We start from the raw sequence: 15,523 nt of genomic DNA, 5'->3' as shown, positions 1-15,523 counted from the left end.
GTCGATTCGTGGAGACCGACTATGAGCCTTGAAACGCCCGACCGGCAGCCGGTCAAAGGACCGGCCTCCTATTTTCCCTCCATCGAGAAGAAATATGGCCAGCCGATCGCGCATTGGCTGGCGCTGATCGAGGGCAAGCGCGGCTCCAAGCATATGGAAATCGTCGGCTGGCTGAAGGACGAATTCAAGCTTGGCCATGGCCACGCCAATGCCCTGGTGGCCTACGCCCTCGCCAAGGATGGCAAGGGGGGCTGATTTCCCGGGGGCAAGAGCGAACGTCCCGTCCGCTCTTGCCGTCTCCCGCGCGCTGCATTTGCACGAGGGCAGTATGCGAGCGCAGCCCGGTGCAAAATCCGATTCAATCCGCCCTGATTCTGCGCTAGGCCTTGGCCATGGCTTCTTCTGCACCGCTCCTTCAGGTTCGCGACCTCTCCGTGGCTTTCCGGACGGAGGGGCAGCCGGAACTGGCGGTCGACAAGGTTTCCTTCAGTCTCGACAAGGGCGAGACCCTGGCGCTGGTGGGGGAATCGGGCTCGGGCAAATCGGTCACGGCCCTGTCGATCGTGCAGCTTCTCAATTATCCCGCCGCTTCCCACCCCTCGGGCGAAGTGCTGTTTCGCGGTGAGAATCTCCTGGGCGCGCCGGAAAAGACCCTGCAGCGCGTGCGTGGGGCCGACATCACCATGGTGTTCCAGGAGCCGATGACCTCGCTCAACCCGCTCCACACCATCGAGCGGCAGGTTGGCGAGATCCTCAGCGTGCATCGCGGCCTGTCGAAGCGGGCGGCGCGCGCCCGTTCGCTGGAACTCTTGACCCAGGTCGGCATCCGCGAGCCGGAAAAACGCCTCGACGCCTATCCCCATCAGCTTTCCGGCGGCCAGCGCCAGCGCGTGATGATCGCCATGGCGCTCGCCAACGACCCCGACCTCTTGATCGCCGACGAGCCGACCACGGCGCTCGACGTCACCGTCCAGGCCCAGATCCTCGCTCTCCTGAAGGAGATGCAGGCCAGGACCGGCATGGCCATGCTGTTCATCACCCATGACCTGTCGATCGTGCGCAAGCTGGCCGACCGGGTCTGCGTGATGCTGAAGGGACGGATCGTCGATGCCGGCCCGACGGGGCAAGTCTTCGCCAACCCCACCAGCGACTATACCAGGCGGCTGCTGGCGGCCGAGCCCAAGGGCAGGGCGACGCCTTTCGATGCGCAGGCCCGCACCATCGTCTCGGCCGACGATCTCAAGGTCTGGTTCCCGATCCGGGCGGGGCTGATGCGCAGTACGGTCGGCCACGTCAAGGCGGTCGACGGTGTCAGCCTCGCCGTGAAGGAAGGCCAGACCCTCGGCGTCGTCGGCGAATCCGGCTCGGGCAAGACCACGCTCGGCCTTGCTTTGTTGCGGCTGATCTCCTCGACGGGGCCGATCGCCTATCTGGGCAAGCCGATCCAGGGCCTCGACCGGCGGGCGATGATGCCATTGCGCAAGCAGATGCAGATCGTCTTCCAGGATCCCTATGGTTCGCTCTCGCCACGCCTGTCGGTGGGCGAGATCGTCGAAGAGGGGTTGCAGGTGCTGGGCGGGGGGCTCGACGCCGCCGGGCGACGGGCGGCGGTCGCCCGGGCGCTTGCCGATGTCGGCCTCGAACCCAAGGCGATGGACCGCTATCCGCATGAATTCTCGGGTGGGCAGCGCCAGCGCATCGCCATTGCCCGCGCCATGGTGTTGCAGCCGAAATTCCTGGTGCTGGACGAGCCGACCTCGGCCCTCGACATGTCGGTCCAGGCCCAGATCGTCGACCTCCTGCGCGAGCTGCAGCAGCGCCACAAGCTGGCCTATCTCTTCATCAGCCACGATCTGAAGGTGGTGCGGGCGCTGGCCAACGAGGTGATGGTGATGCAGGGCGGTAAGATCATCGAGCACGGTCCGGCCAGCCAGATCTTCGAGCGCCCGCGGGAGGACTATACCAAGGCTTTGCTTGCCGCCGCCTTTGCCATGGCGGCCGCGCCAGAGGACGTGGTGGGGCAGTAATTTTGGAGGCCGGTCTTTAGAGACTGACTTGAAACCCGCAACGAGGCCAAGAAAAGCTCAATTCTTGTCATGCCCGGGCTTGTCCCGGGCATCCAGACATCGCAACCTATCGAGGCTTGTAGCGCTGGATCACCGGGTCGAAGCCCGGTGATGACAAAGGTCGAGGTTCCCGAGACTTTTCGGTCAGGCCCATCAGACCAGACAGGCAATGTCGAGGTCGCCCGGGAAGGCTGGTCTGAAGACCAGCCCCCCGATCACCTCAACTTCGCCTGCAATGCCGTCCAGCCAGCGGCGAAGACGTGCTTGGAAACGATCTCGACATATTTGCCGGCGTCGGCGGGCGCCTCGTCGAAGCTGGCGCTCCATTCAGCGAAGGTGCGATTGCCGTCGGTGATGGGGATGAGGCGGATAACAGCCACATAATTTTCGACCGGAAAGGCCGGCTTGACGAAATTGTAGCTGAGCGTGTGTCCGGCATCGTCGAGCGCCAGCAGGCGCTCGCGCACATGGGCGCCGTCCGCGAGATGGAAGGAGCGGATGGAGCCGACGGCATCGGCACTGCGACCATCCTCGATCTCGCTCCTGGCGATGGCCGGGTGCCAGTCCGGCAGGGCGTTGAAGTCGCGCACGATCGTCCAGACGGTTTCGATCGGCGCATCGATCACGGCGCTCGCATAGGCCTTGGCCATGGGGGGCTCCCTATTTTTTGATGTTGAGGTTCTTGAAGGCCTGGGTCTGGGCGACCAGCGCCTTTTCCACCGGCAGGCGTTCCATGCTGGAGGCGCCGTAGAAGCCGTGACAACCTGGGCAGTTTGCCAGGATGAAACGGGCATCCTCCGGCTCGGCGATCGGCCCGCCATGGCAGAGCACGATGATATCGGGTGAGGCCTCGCGCGCCGCGACGGCGATGGCGTTGATCTCGCCGATACAGCCTTCCAGGGTGAGCGCGGTGTCGGCGCCGATCGAGCCGCCCGTGGTCAGGCCCATATGGGCGACGATGATGTCGGCCCCCGCCTTGGCCATGGCGCGGGCATCGTCCGCATTGAAGACATAGGGCGTGGTGAGGAGGTCCTTCTCGCGCGCCAGGCGGATGAGGTCGACCTCCAGGGCATAGCCCATGCCGGTCTCCTCCAGATTGGCCCTGAACTTGCCGTCGATCAGGCCCACGGTCGGGAAATTCTGGATGCCGGCAAAGCCCATCGCCTTGAGCTGGTCGAGGAAGGGGCCGAACTGGCAGAAGGGATCGGTGCCGTTGACGCCGGCAAGCACCGGCGTGTGCTTGACCACCGGCAGCACTTCGCGCGCCATGTCGACCACGATCTCGTTGGCGTTGCCATAGGCGAGCAGCCCTGCCAGCGAACCGCGGCCGGCCATGCGATAGCGGCCGGAATTGTAGATCACGATCAGGTCGATACCGCCGGCTTCCTCGCATTTGGCCGAGAGGCCGGTGCCGGCGCCGCCGCCGATGATCGGCCGTCCCTCGGCGATCATGCCGCGGAACCTTGCCAGGATCCTCTCGCGCTCACTGTGCGCCATATCAATGCTCTCCAATAATGCTCTTGAAATTCGCCGTGAGCGCCTGCGCGAAGGCGGGATCGTTCACCCCGGCCGGTACGCGGATGAGCTGGCGCCGCGGCGTCTGGATCACCGTCGCTTCCAGCGCCGCGAACAGGGCCGCATCGGCCTCAGGATCATGGAAGGGCATGTCAGGCGCATCGAGCAGGGAAACCCCACCCTCGGGGATGAGGAAGCGTACCTCGCCCTCGCATTGGTTGAGCTTTTCGCCGATCCAGCGGCCCATTTCGGCATTCTCCGCCGCCGTGGTGCGCATCAGCGTGACCTGCGGGTTGTGGACATAGAGATTGCGGCCGCGATAGCGCTCCGGCAGGCTGTCGAGCGCGCCGAAATTGACCATGTCGAGCGCGCCGCAGGAGCCGACATAGGGCACTTTCGTGCGGGCGATGGCGCCGAAGCGGTCCTCGGTCGCCGCCAGCACGCCGCCGAACAGGAGGTCGCAGACCTCGGTGGTGGTGACGTCGAGCACGCCGGCGATCAGGCCGGAATCGACCAGCTTCTCCATCGACTGGCCGCCCGTGCCGGTGGCGTGGAAGACGAGGCAGTCATAGTCGGCGGAAAGAGCGGCCACGAGTTGGTTCACGCAGGGCGTCGTCACCCCGAACATGGTGAGGCCGATGGCCGGCTTGTCGTCGGCCTCCGCGACCGCCTCGGCCCGGCCCCGCGCCATGCCGGCAATGGCATTGGCGGCATTGGTCATCACCACCCGCGAGATGCGGTTGAGCCCGGCCACGTCGGTCACCGAATGCATCATGGTGATGTCGCTCGGGCCGACATAGGCGGCGACATTCCCCGAGGCGACGGTGGAAACCATCAGCTTGGGCGTGCCGACCGGCAATTCGCGCATGGCGGGGGCCACCAGGGCGGTGCCGCCCGAGCCGCCGAGGCCGATCAGGCCGGCGACGTCGTCCCGCCCGGCGATGAAGCGAGCGAAGGCGAGCGCCATGGCGCTGACGGCCGAACCGCGATCGCCGGTGAACACCGCCTCGGCCCCGCCGGGATGGTTGGCCGCCACCGCCGCAGCCTGCACCTCGACTTCGCTGGCCGTTCCGCTGGTGGAAAGGTCGACCCGGGTGACGTCGAGCCCATGGGAACGGATGCAATCGGCCACGAAATTGAGCTCGGTTCCCTTGGTGTCGAAGGTACCAGCCACATAGACGCTCGACCCGCCCATCCCTACGCTCCCAATTGTCTTATCATTGTGGCGGGACGCTAGCACGGACGCAGTGGGCGAGTTAAGAGCGGATGGGGTGGGAAGGTCGGTGTTTCCTCCCTTCTCCCCTTGTGGGAGAAGGTCCCGGCAGGGGGATGAGGGGTGCTACCGCAACCTGCAGCTTCGTTTCGATCGACTGCCGGAAAGGACAGGAATTATGGCCGTGCTGCGCATCGTCGCCAATCTCGCCGCCGCCGACCCGCAGGCGGCCCGTGCCTTCTACCAGGATCTGCTCGGGCTGGAGGTGGTGATGGACCACGGCTGGATACTCACTTTCGCCGGCCGGGGCCATCAGGCGCCCCAACTCAGCCTTGCCAGCGAGGGCGGCTCCGGCACGCCGGTGCCGGACCTCTCCATTGAAGTTGATAACGTCGACGAGGTCCATGCCCGCGCCGTGGCTGCCGGCTACGCGACCGTCTACGGCCCAGCCAACGAACCCTGGGGCGTCAGGCGTTTTTTTCTCCGTGATCCGCTCGGGCGCCTCGTTAACATCCTCGCGCATGGGGGGCGAGGGGGCTGATGGGGGGCTTCGGAAACATCCTCCCAGGAAGTGCGCAGCCGGCCTTCTTTTGCGCGGTCGGCGAACTCTGCCATTTAGTAGCAGATGCCATCGCCGAGTGAGGTCGAGCCGGGCCTGCGCCGTCTCGACGCGTCATCGGCGGGCTGTTGCCCGATAGACGGATGGCGAGATTTTCATTCCCATGCGGAAGGCATGCCTGAAATTGGACGTATCGCTATACCCCAGGCGCTCGGCGATCTTGCCGATCGGCAAATCCGATTCCAGGAGGAGTTTGGCGGCCTGCTCCATGCGCACCTTGTTCATGACGAGCCGAAAGTTGGTGCCTTCCATGGTGAGCCGGCGTCGAAGCGTGCGCGAGCTCATGCCCAGCCAGCCGGAGGCCTGTTCGATCGAGACTGAACCCGCCCCTCTTTCCATCATTATCGCCTGGAGCCGGGCCTCAATGGCCGGAGACGGGAGGCTTGGATCGAGCTGGCCCTCATAGAGCCCTTGCATGAGGGCGAAAGTCGGCGCGAAACCCTGTTTCGGCACGAAATCGAGCAGGGATGGATGGAACAGGATGCGATCGACCGGCCGTCCATATTCGATCGGGCAGCCGAACGTGTCGCCATACACGGTGGAGGCCGCCGGCTTGGCCGCGGTCATTTCGATGGCAGATATCGGCCATTCTGATCCCAAGAGCTCGCGTCCGCAGGAGAGACAAGCCCCCAGGGCGTATTCGACCAGAAAGACATGGAGGTCGCTCTCCAAATGTCTGTCGCAGGAAGGGTGGAAGGAAATCGCAGCCATGGCGGGGCCTTCGGAGAAGGCGAATCTCACGATCACATCGGAAGCCGCATCATGCCGTGTCATGAAATCGAAGAGATCCCGCAAACGAGGCGCGCTTAGCATCGTCAGGCCGTAGAGGCCATAATTGGTCATCGTTACCGCCTGGCCGAAACGCAAACCGAGATGCCGGCGCGGCGAAATCGCCATGGCCCTTCGGATGACATCGAGAAGCTGCGGCGTCGAGACATAGGCTTGAGGGCCGGAGGGGTTGTGCAGTTTGATTCCCGTTCCTCTCAAGAGAGGCTCTTTTGATATTCCTTCGTTCTCGAGGACATTAAGAAGAACAAATAGAAGATTTGTCCTGTATATTAGATTTTCTTTAGAAAGATTTGGCATTTTGTCCTCAGGTTGTCTATTTTTGTATCAATTTCTCTATATGAATCCTGAGTGATGTACTTTAATGTCCATATCAGCGTGTTGTATTTTGAATTTTCATTCAGTATTTATTTTTTAGTGTTATGGCCGAAACTAACTTGGAATATGGCCTGTCATAACCTATGCGAATAAGTGCATATCGTTACGTTATGACGCAAGGGAGCTGGCCGTACTCATCAGCCTTCGCCCCGCGACAGCAGCGTAAAGTAACGCGCGTGGTCGCAGCAATGGGTCTAGGGGCCGAGAAGGTGATTCATGGTAGATATCAGGCCGCCCTCGGTGCCGCCAGAGGGTCAAAAGTATTGGCGTGCTTTGACCATTCGGTCGAACCTGGCTTCACTCGATATCGGCATTTCGAGGGATGCGGCTTGTTCACGAGTGCGCCCTCTCAGGCTGCCCCCTTGCAATCCGGCATGTTGAACGACGCAGCAGGACGCGGACGGCAAGGCACTTCGGACGGCGCAGGCTAAACATCCCCTGAGATCGATGTGACGCAACCCTGACGTGTGCTGAATCGCACATGCGCGTATGTCGCCAGCCTCGATATGTGCGCGATTACACCAACTGGTCAAATCTTCAAAAAATGGCAACTCGACGTAAGAAACTTCTCGGTTCTCCGAGCGCATCTCCTGCTGGGCGAAGACAGCAACCGATCAAGCTCGCCGCAGGTGCGGCGAGTTGCCTTCTCGCGCTGGTTCCCTGGAACGGTGCGCACGCTCAGAACGCGGTGGTGAACAACCAGACCGTGGATGTTCCCGGCACGCAACCGAGCCCGTGGAATGTGGGCAACCTCTTCATTGGCATGCCCAATACAGGAACGGTCAATGTCCTTGCCGGCGGCAGCGTCAACGTCAACGGCGTCCTGGCGGTGGGCCGCTCCGGAACCGGCAATCTCAACCTCAGCGGCGGCGGCCAGACCAAGGCCAGCTCGACCACTATAGGTCAGCTCGCAAACTCGACGGGAATCGCGACCGTCACCGGAACGGGCTCCACCATGACGTCGACAGGCTCGCTCGTCGTCGGCGGCTCCGGCAAGGGCACTCTCAACGTCAGTGATGGTGGCAAGGCCACCGGCAGCACCGTTATCATTGGCAATTTTGCAGGCTCGAACGGAAACGCGACCGTGTCGGGAACCGGGTCCAGCCTGACATCGAACGGCACGCTGGTGATTGGCGCCTCCGGCACGGGCTCGCTGAGGATCGAAAACGGCGGCAGCGTCACCAATGCTAATCCGCCGAATACCCCTGCCCAGACGACCATAGGCCAGCAGGCCGGTTCGAACGGCTCGGTGGTGGTGACGGGAAGCGGCTCGAGCTTCGATGCCGGTACCTATCTGTTCGTCGGCGATGCCGGCCAGGGCTCGCTGCGCATCGAGAATGGCGCCAAGGCCTCGAGTTCCTCCTTCGTCACGATCGCCAACAGCCCCGGCGCCACCGGTTCGACGATGGTCGTGACCGGCGCGGGTTCGGCCTGGGATTCCTACAGCGTGACGGTCGGCGGAGAATACTACAATCCCAATGGCCCGCCGGGCGGCCAGGCATCGCTCCTCATCGAAGACGCCGGCCAGGTCAACACCACGTCCGGCTCCATCGGCTACGCCGGCACGCCCTCGCTCGTGACCATCACTGGCACCGGCTCCAAATGGACCGCCACCAGTGGCCTGACGATGGAATCGAGTACACTCAACCTCGAGGATGGTGGCCAGGCCGAAACCGGCTTCTTCTGTGTCAATTGCTACAATGGCTACGGGCCGAGCGCGATCAACGTCACGGGCGAGGGCTCCAAGCTCGTGGCGTCGAACCAGCTCTCGATCTTGTACGGCACAACCACCGTCGATGTGACGGCGGGCGGCGCGATCGAGAGCGGCATCACCCATCTGAGCTATTACGAAGGCTCCGACACCACCGCCACGGTGAGCGGCACGGGCTCGAGCTGGACGACGACCGGCGAGTTGATCGTCGGACGCCTCGGCACCGCAAGCCTCACGGTCGAGGATGGCGGCAAGCTGAAGAGTGCCTCCGCGACGCTTGGCCAGTTGGTCAGCAACACGGGCGTCGCCTCCAACGGCACGGTCAAGGTCTCCGGCGCGGGCTCCAGCTGGGAGAATACCGGCACCCTCGTCGTCGGCGACAATGGCAAGGCCGGCCTGACGATCGAGGACGGCGCCAAGGTCACCAGCGGCAACACCACGATCGCCCGCTTTGACGGCTCCGACGGTACCGTCACCGTCACCGGCACGGGCTCGTCCCTGGCCGTGACCGGCGACATGTCGGTCGGCAATAGCGGCGCCACCGGCGTCGTCAACCTCACCGATGGCGGTCTTGCCTCCGTCACGGGCACGGTCGGCGTCGGCGGCGGCTTCTCGCCCAATGGCACCGGCACCATCAATATCGGCACGGGCGGCCTCGCCGGGAACCTGACGGCCGGCAAGGTCACCAGCTATTCCCAGACTGGCGCGACGATCAACTTCAACCACACCGACGACATCACCTTCACGCCGGCGATGACCAGCGCCTCGCCGGACTACAAGCTCGCCGTCAACCAGATGAACAGCGGCACCACCGTCCTGACGGGGCAGAGCAGCTATTACGGCCTGACCACCGTTTCGGCCGGCATGCTGCAGGCGGGGGCCGCCAATGCCTTCAGCCCGAATTCCGACGTCAATGTCACGGCCGCCACGCTGGATGCCAATGGCTTCAACCAGACCGTGAAGTCACTGACCAATGCCGGCATTGTCGCTACCAATCTGAAAGGCGGTCTGGCAGGCACAACCCTGACGGTGGCCGGAGATTATGTTGGCAATGGCGGTACGCTCGAGCTCAACACCTATCTGGCCTCGGACAATTCCCCGACCGACAAATTGATCGTCAACGGCAATGTCTCTGGGACGACGACGCTCAATATCCACAACACCACCAGCCCCGCCGGCCCCGGCGCGGCGACCACGGCCAACGGCATCGAGGTCATCCAGGTCGGCGGCACCTCGCAGGCCGGCGCCTTCAGCCTCGGCGCTGCCGTGGCGGCGGGCGCCTATGATTACAACCTCTATCTCGGCGGCGTGGGCGCCGATGCGGGCAATCAGAACTGGTATCTGCGCTCGACCGGTAAGCTATCGCCCAACAGCCAGACGGCCCTGCCCTATGCGGACGTGCTGTCGAACTTCGCGCAGGCGACGCTCGGCACCCTGCAGCAGCGCACCGGCAACCGCATCTGGCCCGATGGTACGGCCGCGGTTGCGGCCAATCTGCCGCCCGCTGGAGCCATGGCCTATGCCAAGGGCGGGCCGGCGCTGATCGGCCAGGGTGCCTGGGGGCGGATGGGAGGGCAGTATTCCTCCTTCGCGCCCAGGACGGGCTCGGCCTACAATCAGAGCATCGGCTTCCTGCAGGCCGGCTATGAAGGCGTGGCCAAGGAGACCGCGGCGGGCGACCTCACCATCGGCGCCTATGCGATCATCGGCACCTCGACGGCCCGCATCGATGTAAGCAACGACCCGGTGACGGGCGCAGCCCGGGCCAAGGGCCGGATCACCACGCACGGCTATGGCATCGGCGCCAACCTGACCTGGCTCGGTCATGACGGTCTCTATGCCGACGCCATCGGCCAGTTCACCTGGTACGATTCGAGCCTGTCGAACAAGAACGGCCGCAACCAGGGCTGGTCGAGTGCGGCGAGCCTGGAAGTTGGCAAGCGCTACGAGCTCGGCTCGGGCTGGGCAGTGGTGCCGCAGGCGCAGCTCGCCTGGACCCATGTCGATTTCTCCAGCTTCACCGACAATCTGGGCAACCGCATCGCGCTCGGCCGGGGCGACAGCCTCCAGGGCCGCGCCGGCATCCGGCTGGAACATTTGTCGAGCTGGCAGGATGCCAATGGCCAGACGGCGCGCCTGCAGTTCTACGGCATCGCCAACCTCACCTACGAGTTCCTGAAGGGCAGGAGCGTGAAGGTGTCCGGAGCCTCGCTGGTGCAGAGCAATCGCCGCCTGTGGGGCGAGGTCGGCGCCGGCGCAACCTATGCCTGGAGCAAGAACTGGAGCGCCTATGGCGAGGCCTCCTATGCCATGGCCCTGTCCGGCAAGGGGGGCGACAACTACACCCTCAAGGGTACCGCGGGTTTGCGTTACCGCTGGTAAGCGCCGCCCGGAGCGGCTTTATGCCGTGTCGCCCGGAGTAAAAGACAAGCGTGCTTCGAAGCAATGAGCGTTCACAGTTGAGCGCTCCATTGCCCTCACTCTTCGTTTCGACATGTCTTTGTAATTCCGGGTGCTTCGGTCAGCTCGCAGGAGGCCTTGATTGATCTCAAGTCTTGGTAATGAATGCGGGTTGATAGGCTCAAAGCTTTGTCGTGGCAGCATTGCCGTGGCAATCAGGAATAACAACCAGTGAGGGTAAGGAATGACCTTGTCATCTTATTTTTTGCTCTACTGTATCTTGTCGTTCTTTCTGATTTCTCTGATCGGAAGGAGCTTGAGATAGCTCGTTATGCAGTTTCTCCCGATCGAACCTGACATGCCCCAAAATGCACGGCCTCGCCTCTCCATCGTCGCTCAATTCGAGCGTATCTGGAAGAACCGAGCAGCTCAGGATGCGGCCAGGAAGCGGTCGACCACGCGCTGCAATAGCGGGGCATAGTCGCCGAAGCTGCGGGTCTTCAGACCGGCGACCTTGCCCGCCTCGTCCCAGAGCCGGACCCGCACGGCCTCCTTGTAGAAGGGGCTGGAACGGAATTGCGCAATCTCCGCCTCGTTCATCGGGCCGCCCTGCAGCGACAGCGTATGGCGCGAGGCGGGAGAGAGCTTGGCGTCGTAGCTCGGATCGGTTGCGCACAGATAGCGCTTGGCCGCCACATGCAGCCGCACGCATTCGGTGATCACCGGCGGGAAGAATGGTGCCAGCACCTCGGCGCCAGCATCGTCGTGATGCTTGTCCTCGGTGTCGTCGGGGGAGTAGGCGCCGAACTCGCTGGTGAAATGGCCGACATCGTGCAGCAAAGCGGCGGCGACCAACTCGTCACTGGCGCCATCCTGTTCGGCGAACCAGGCGCCTTGCAGCATATGCTCGGCCATGGTCACGGGCTCGCCGAGATATTCCTCGGCACCGCGCCGTTCGAAGATGCCGGCGAGGAAGGGCACGATGGTGGTAGTGTCGAGAACTGGCGTCGTCATTCGGCGGCCTCCAGGCGGGTTTCGGTCCGAATGGCCGCAAGGGTGGAAAGCAGGCCGTCCTTGTCGGCATAGCAGCCCTGGAGCCAGCGCTTGCCGCTGCCCGAAAAGGCTTTGCGCGCATGCATGACCCGGGTGTTGTCGACGATGAAGAGCTCGCCAGGCTTGAGCTTGAAGCTCACTTCCATGGCGGGATCCTCCAGGATTTCGGCAAAACGTCGATAGGCAGCATAGAAGGCGGCCATCTCCGCATAGGGCACGTCGGTGAAGGCGGCTGCCGAGCGGTTGTTGAACCGGATGGCGATCATCTCGCCATCCGGCCCCAGTTCGATGAAGGGGCGCTTGGAGCGCAGGCACACCCCGGACGAACCGACATATTCGAAGCGCACGGCATGGCGGCTGAGGAGATCGAAGGCTTTCGGATCTTCGGCCTGCAGGCGCCTGGCAGCGGCAAAGCCGTCGACCACGATGGAATCGCCACCCTCGACTGAGTTCTCCAGGCAGGCCAGCAATTGCAGCGTCGGCACGGGATCGCGATAGGGATTGTCGGTATGGGCCTGCAGACCGAGATTGGTATAGGCGAGATTGGTGGGGTTGACCTCGGCGCGCACCTCGAACAAGCGGCCGTAATTGGTCTCGCGCACATAGCCGAACAGTTCGGCGACCTCGCACAGCCTGCCCGAATCGATGGGCATGCCCGTGACCACGGCAAAGCCATGGCGCTCGACCGCGCCGAGCCAAGTGCCGAGCGCAGCCCGGTCCTGGCGCAGGCGGTCATAGGAGGCGGTCGGAACCTGGCCTTGCAGGGCGGCGTCCCAGGGCTCGATTCGCGGGCCGAGCCAGCCCGGTGCGCCGGGCGCCGGCTTGTCGTAGCGGCGTTCGTGAAGCCAACTGCCCGGAAAGACGGCCTCGTGCTGCTCAGGCGCGAAGGTGATGCTGACATCGCCCTGTGCGGCAAGCACGGCGGAAGCGATCACGGTATCAGCCGGAATGTCGAGTACCGTGATCAGGCGCTGGCCATTGGTACTGCTGCGGGTGCGCGGATCGAGGGCATTGTCGCGCAGCCAGATCGCGTGGAAGCGGTGGCTTTCGCCATTGCCCCAATTGACGCGCAGGGCACGGCCCGCGTCCAGGATCTCAAGTGTTTCCGCCTTCATCGCATGGTCTCCCGTCTCGATGGCGGCTATTGTGCGAAAGCCTCTGTCATCGTACAAACAATGAAAACTGTGCAGTTGACATCGTTTCAATTATGGCAGAATCGTCTCGTCTTCCGCCGCTCGTCTGGCTGCGCACCTTCGAGGCTTGCGCCCGCCATCTCAATTTCACGGCGGCCGGCGAGGAGCTCGGCCTGACCCAGGCCGCCGTCAGCCAGCATATCCGCAATCTGGAGGCCGAACTCGGCGCCGCGCTGTTCATCCGCCAGCGGCGGGGCGTGGAACTGACGGCGGAGGCCGGTGCCTACCTGCCCCATATCCAGGGTGTCTTTCGCTCGCTGGCCCGCAGCACCACCGAATTGTTCGGGCGGCGAGCCGGGCAGAGTGTCGGCCTGCGCTGCCCGATCTCCTTTGCCCTGCTTTGGCTGGCGCCGCGCATTCCGGCCTTTGCCGCTGCTTTTCCGCAGATCCGCCTGGCCCTATCGACGGTGCATGTCCCCGCCGACTATGCGGATGACCGCGAAGGCTTCGACATCCGCTTCGGCATCGGCGCGTTCGAAGGGCGCGACAGCCATCGCCTGATTTGGGAACGCCTGGTGCCGGCGGCGGCACCTGCTGTGCTGGCCGGGCTGGCCGACCCGGGGCAGTGGCCACAGCTGCCTCTGCTCTCGGTCGCCGGTGGCCGCGAAATGTGGTCGGACTGGTTCGCGCGAGCCGGCATCGTGGCGCCCGGTCGGCCCGCCCTGGTCTTCGACAGTTTCGTGGTGGCGCTGGAGGCGGCCAAGGCCGGTGCCGGCGTGGTGCTGGCCTCGCGGCCGCTGGCGGATACGGCGCTTGCGGAAGGCCGGCTCCAGCCGCTGTCGGACCTCGAACTCGCCGGCGAGCGCGGCCATTTCATTACCAGCCCGGCCGGCCGGGCGCTTGCACCGCATGAGCAGGCCGTGCTGGACTGGATTCTGGACGAAGCAAAGCCCCGGGCCTGAGCCAGCTTGGCTCAAGGCCTGACGGCTTGCATGCAGCAGCGCAGTGCGTCAGGGAGTGGCGACCCGCAGCGGGATCCGGTTTTCCTCACGAGCTTCCCACGAAGGGCCGGACGGGCCGCCCGATCGAGGCGTGCCGCCGGGATGCCGCGTGTCCAGATTGCCGGGCACCGTTGCGGAGGCGAAGGGGTCGCCCAGCCGGCCATTGCCGACCCAGTCGGTGAATTGCAGCAATTGAGCGAGGGTGGCGGGTGCCGGGCCAGCCGGCAGCCAGCGGCGCAATTCATAGGGATTAACCGTCATGTAGCGGACGGTAAAGCTTTGCGCCTTGCCTGCCTCCCGCCAGTCAGCCACCAGGCGCAGCCACTCCGCATAAGGTATATGCAAGGACAATAATTCTTCGAGGAACGGATAATGTGTTCTCGTGACTCGGGGAAGGAACAGGAAACGCATAGTATTCCCCCGTAAGCTTGAGAGATGATTCGAACTTATCTGTCCGGCAGCATACTCCGTAATTTCCTACCTCTGGAAGTTGACCAGACGGATTAGCGAATGAAAGCCGCGACTTAATACTTGTTAGTTATCCAGGCGCCGAGATTTGCATTGCCATGATAGTCAACGGTATTAGGTTGTCAGGATGTCTGCGACCTGTGGTTGTATCCAAACGACCCGGCGAGGCCTGCTACCCGAATCACGGCCTTGTTTCCAGACCTCGCCCGCATGTCGGTTGAGACGGTGACTGCAATGATTCCATGACCATCGGCCTGGCGCAAAGAGAGCCCGAATACATGCTCCGAGCCTTGTTTCGGCGGGTCTTGGTAAGTACGGCCGATGCCGGTAAATCGCAAAACGCTTTAGGCCTGTCGCACCGTTGTGCTATCGGGGTGCCCCCGCTGCCCACCCCAGGAGGCTATCCTTGCCGATCGATCTCAATGGATTAGGAAACCTGTTCATCCTCTATGGCATCAACTGCCTGGGGGCGCTGGTGATCACGCTGATCGGCTGGTGGGCCGCCGGCATGCTGGAGCGCCTGACCGCCAGGACCCTGACGGCGACCTCGCGCATGGATCCGATCGTCACGGCCTTCCTGTCGAGCCTGGTGCGCTATGGCGTGCTGCTGCTGGTCTTCATCCTGATCCTGCAGGTTATCGGCATCCAGGCCACCAGCCTGGTGGCCGTGCTGGGCGCTGCTTCGCTGGCCATCGGCCTGGCCCTGCAGGGCACGCTCTCCAACATGGCGGCCGGCGTGATGCTGCTGTTGTTCCGTCCCTTCCAGCTCGGCGACAGCATCGAGGTGGCCGGCAAGGCCGGCACGGTCAAGAACCTCAATCTGTTCATGACCGAGCTCGCCAGCGGCGACAATGTGCAGGTTCTCATTCCGAACGGGCAGGTCTGGGGCTCGCCGATCACCAATGTCTCGGCCTATCCCACCCGCAGCGTCAATGTGAAGGTGCCCGTGCCCTATGGCGGCAATGCCGAGGCGGTTTCGGGCGCGATCCGCGATTTCCTCAGCCGCGACAGCCGCGTGCTGCCGCTGCCCGCGGCCTCGATCGTGCTGTCCGGCTTCACAGACAAGGGCGTCGACGTGGCGGTGCAGGCCTGGGCCAAGGCGGCGGACGCCGATGGACTCAAGGCCGAGATCGTGCAGCGGGCCGCGGCGGCGCTGACTTCCGCCGCCGCGGCCTGATCG

General features: G+C 63.7%; 13 protein-coding genes. 6 read left to right on the top strand and 7 right to left on the bottom strand.

Translation table 11 applies throughout. From position 1 onward, the window contains the following. Positions 1 to 21 precede the first annotated feature (21 nt). Together AB4037_RS24235 and AB4037_RS24230 are read left to right on the top strand one after the other, a co-directional pair. Positions 22 to 255 carry a DUF4287 domain-containing protein gene (locus tag AB4037_RS24235; protein ID WP_434958244.1) on the top strand — a complete coding sequence of 78 codons (234 nt, stop codon included), beginning with the start codon at positions 22 to 24 and terminating at the stop codon, positions 253 to 255. A 137-nt stretch (positions 256 to 392) separates the two neighbouring features. Continuing rightward, entirely contained in the window at positions 393 to 2,027 is a 1,635-nt protein-coding gene (locus tag AB4037_RS24230) for an ABC transporter ATP-binding protein (RefSeq protein ID WP_441773245.1), read from the top strand. Positions 2,028 to 2,281: 254 nt separating this feature from the next. Here AB4037_RS24230 and AB4037_RS24225 read toward each other — a convergent pair whose 3' ends face one another. The 3 genes from AB4037_RS24225 to AB4037_RS24215 are packed head-to-tail and all read right to left on the bottom strand — an operon-like array spanning position 2,282 to position 4,776. Further along, positions 2,282 to 2,716, bottom strand: coding sequence for an SRPBCC family protein (locus tag AB4037_RS24225; protein WP_441773244.1), 435 nt, complete (start codon positions 2,714 to 2,716; stop codon positions 2,282 to 2,284). A gap of 10 nt (positions 2,717 to 2,726) precedes the next feature. Next, positions 2,727 to 3,563 carry a phosphoenolpyruvate hydrolase family protein gene (locus AB4037_RS24220; protein WP_441773243.1) on the bottom strand — a complete coding sequence of 279 codons (837 nt, stop codon included), beginning with the start codon at positions 3,561 to 3,563 and terminating at the stop codon, positions 2,727 to 2,729. Position 3,564: 1 nt separating this feature from the next. After that, positions 3,565 to 4,776, bottom strand: coding sequence for a Tm-1-like ATP-binding domain-containing protein (locus AB4037_RS24215; protein ID WP_441773242.1), 1,212 nt, complete (start codon positions 4,774 to 4,776; stop codon positions 3,565 to 3,567). Between the two features lie 196 nt (positions 4,777 to 4,972). Between AB4037_RS24215 and AB4037_RS24210 the strand changes: the two genes are divergently transcribed. Continuing rightward, positions 4,973 to 5,335 (top strand): VOC family protein, encoded by a 363-nt coding sequence (locus AB4037_RS24210; protein WP_434958239.1) that lies wholly within the window; start codon positions 4,973 to 4,975, stop codon positions 5,333 to 5,335. 132 nt (positions 5,336 to 5,467) lie between these two features. On the opposite strand, the gene AB4037_RS24205 is transcribed toward AB4037_RS24210, so the two are convergent. Beyond that, positions 5,468 to 6,499, bottom strand: a complete 1,032-nt coding sequence (locus AB4037_RS24205; protein WP_441773241.1) for an AraC family transcriptional regulator — start codon at positions 6,497 to 6,499, stop codon at positions 5,468 to 5,470. Between the two features lie 769 nt (positions 6,500 to 7,268). Here AB4037_RS24205 and AB4037_RS24200 point away from each other — a divergent pair. Beyond that, a complete protein-coding gene (locus AB4037_RS24200; RefSeq protein ID WP_441773240.1) occupies positions 7,269 to 10,670 on the top strand; it encodes an autotransporter outer membrane beta-barrel domain-containing protein in 3,402 nt (1,133 codons plus the stop codon). Positions 10,671 to 11,117: 447 nt separating this feature from the next. Here the strand turns inward: AB4037_RS24200 and tmpB are convergent, their stop codons facing one another. Beyond that, the gene (gene tmpB, locus AB4037_RS24195; protein WP_434958236.1) at positions 11,118 to 11,702 is read right to left on the bottom strand and encodes a (R)-1-hydroxy-2-trimethylaminoethylphosphonate oxygenase; all 585 of its coding nucleotides are present in this window, start codon (positions 11,700 to 11,702) and stop codon (positions 11,118 to 11,120) included. After that, complete coding sequence (tmpA, locus tag AB4037_RS24190) at positions 11,699 to 12,856, bottom strand: 2-trimethylaminoethylphosphonate dioxygenase (protein ID WP_441773239.1); 1,158 nt, start codon at positions 12,854 to 12,856, stop codon at positions 11,699 to 11,701. Before tmpA ends, tmpB begins: the two co-directional genes overlap by 4 nt. 92 nt (positions 12,857 to 12,948) lie before the next feature. On the opposite strand from tmpA, the gene AB4037_RS24185 reads away from it, so the two are divergent. Then, on the top strand, positions 12,949 to 13,836 hold the full coding sequence (locus AB4037_RS24185; protein ID WP_434958234.1) for a LysR family transcriptional regulator: 888 nt from the start codon (positions 12,949 to 12,951) through the stop codon (positions 13,834 to 13,836). Positions 13,837 to 13,884: 48 nt separating this feature from the next. On the opposite strand, the gene AB4037_RS24180 is transcribed toward AB4037_RS24185, so the two are convergent. Beyond that, positions 13,885 to 14,220 (bottom strand): hypothetical protein, encoded by a 336-nt coding sequence (locus tag AB4037_RS24180; protein WP_434958233.1) that lies wholly within the window; start codon positions 14,218 to 14,220, stop codon positions 13,885 to 13,887. A 529-nt stretch (positions 14,221 to 14,749) separates the two neighbouring features. Between AB4037_RS24180 and AB4037_RS24175 the strand changes: the two genes are divergently transcribed. Further along, entirely contained in the window at positions 14,750 to 15,520 is a 771-nt protein-coding gene (locus tag AB4037_RS24175) for a mechanosensitive ion channel family protein (protein ID WP_434958232.1), read from the top strand. The last annotated feature ends 3 nt before the right edge of the window (positions 15,521 to 15,523 follow it).

It is taken from the genome of Labrys sp. KB_33_2 (genome assembly GCF_052114505.1).
GTDB lineage: Bacteria > Pseudomonadota > Alphaproteobacteria > Rhizobiales > Labraceae > Labrys.
This window is presented reverse-complemented; position numbering and strand designations above follow the sequence as displayed.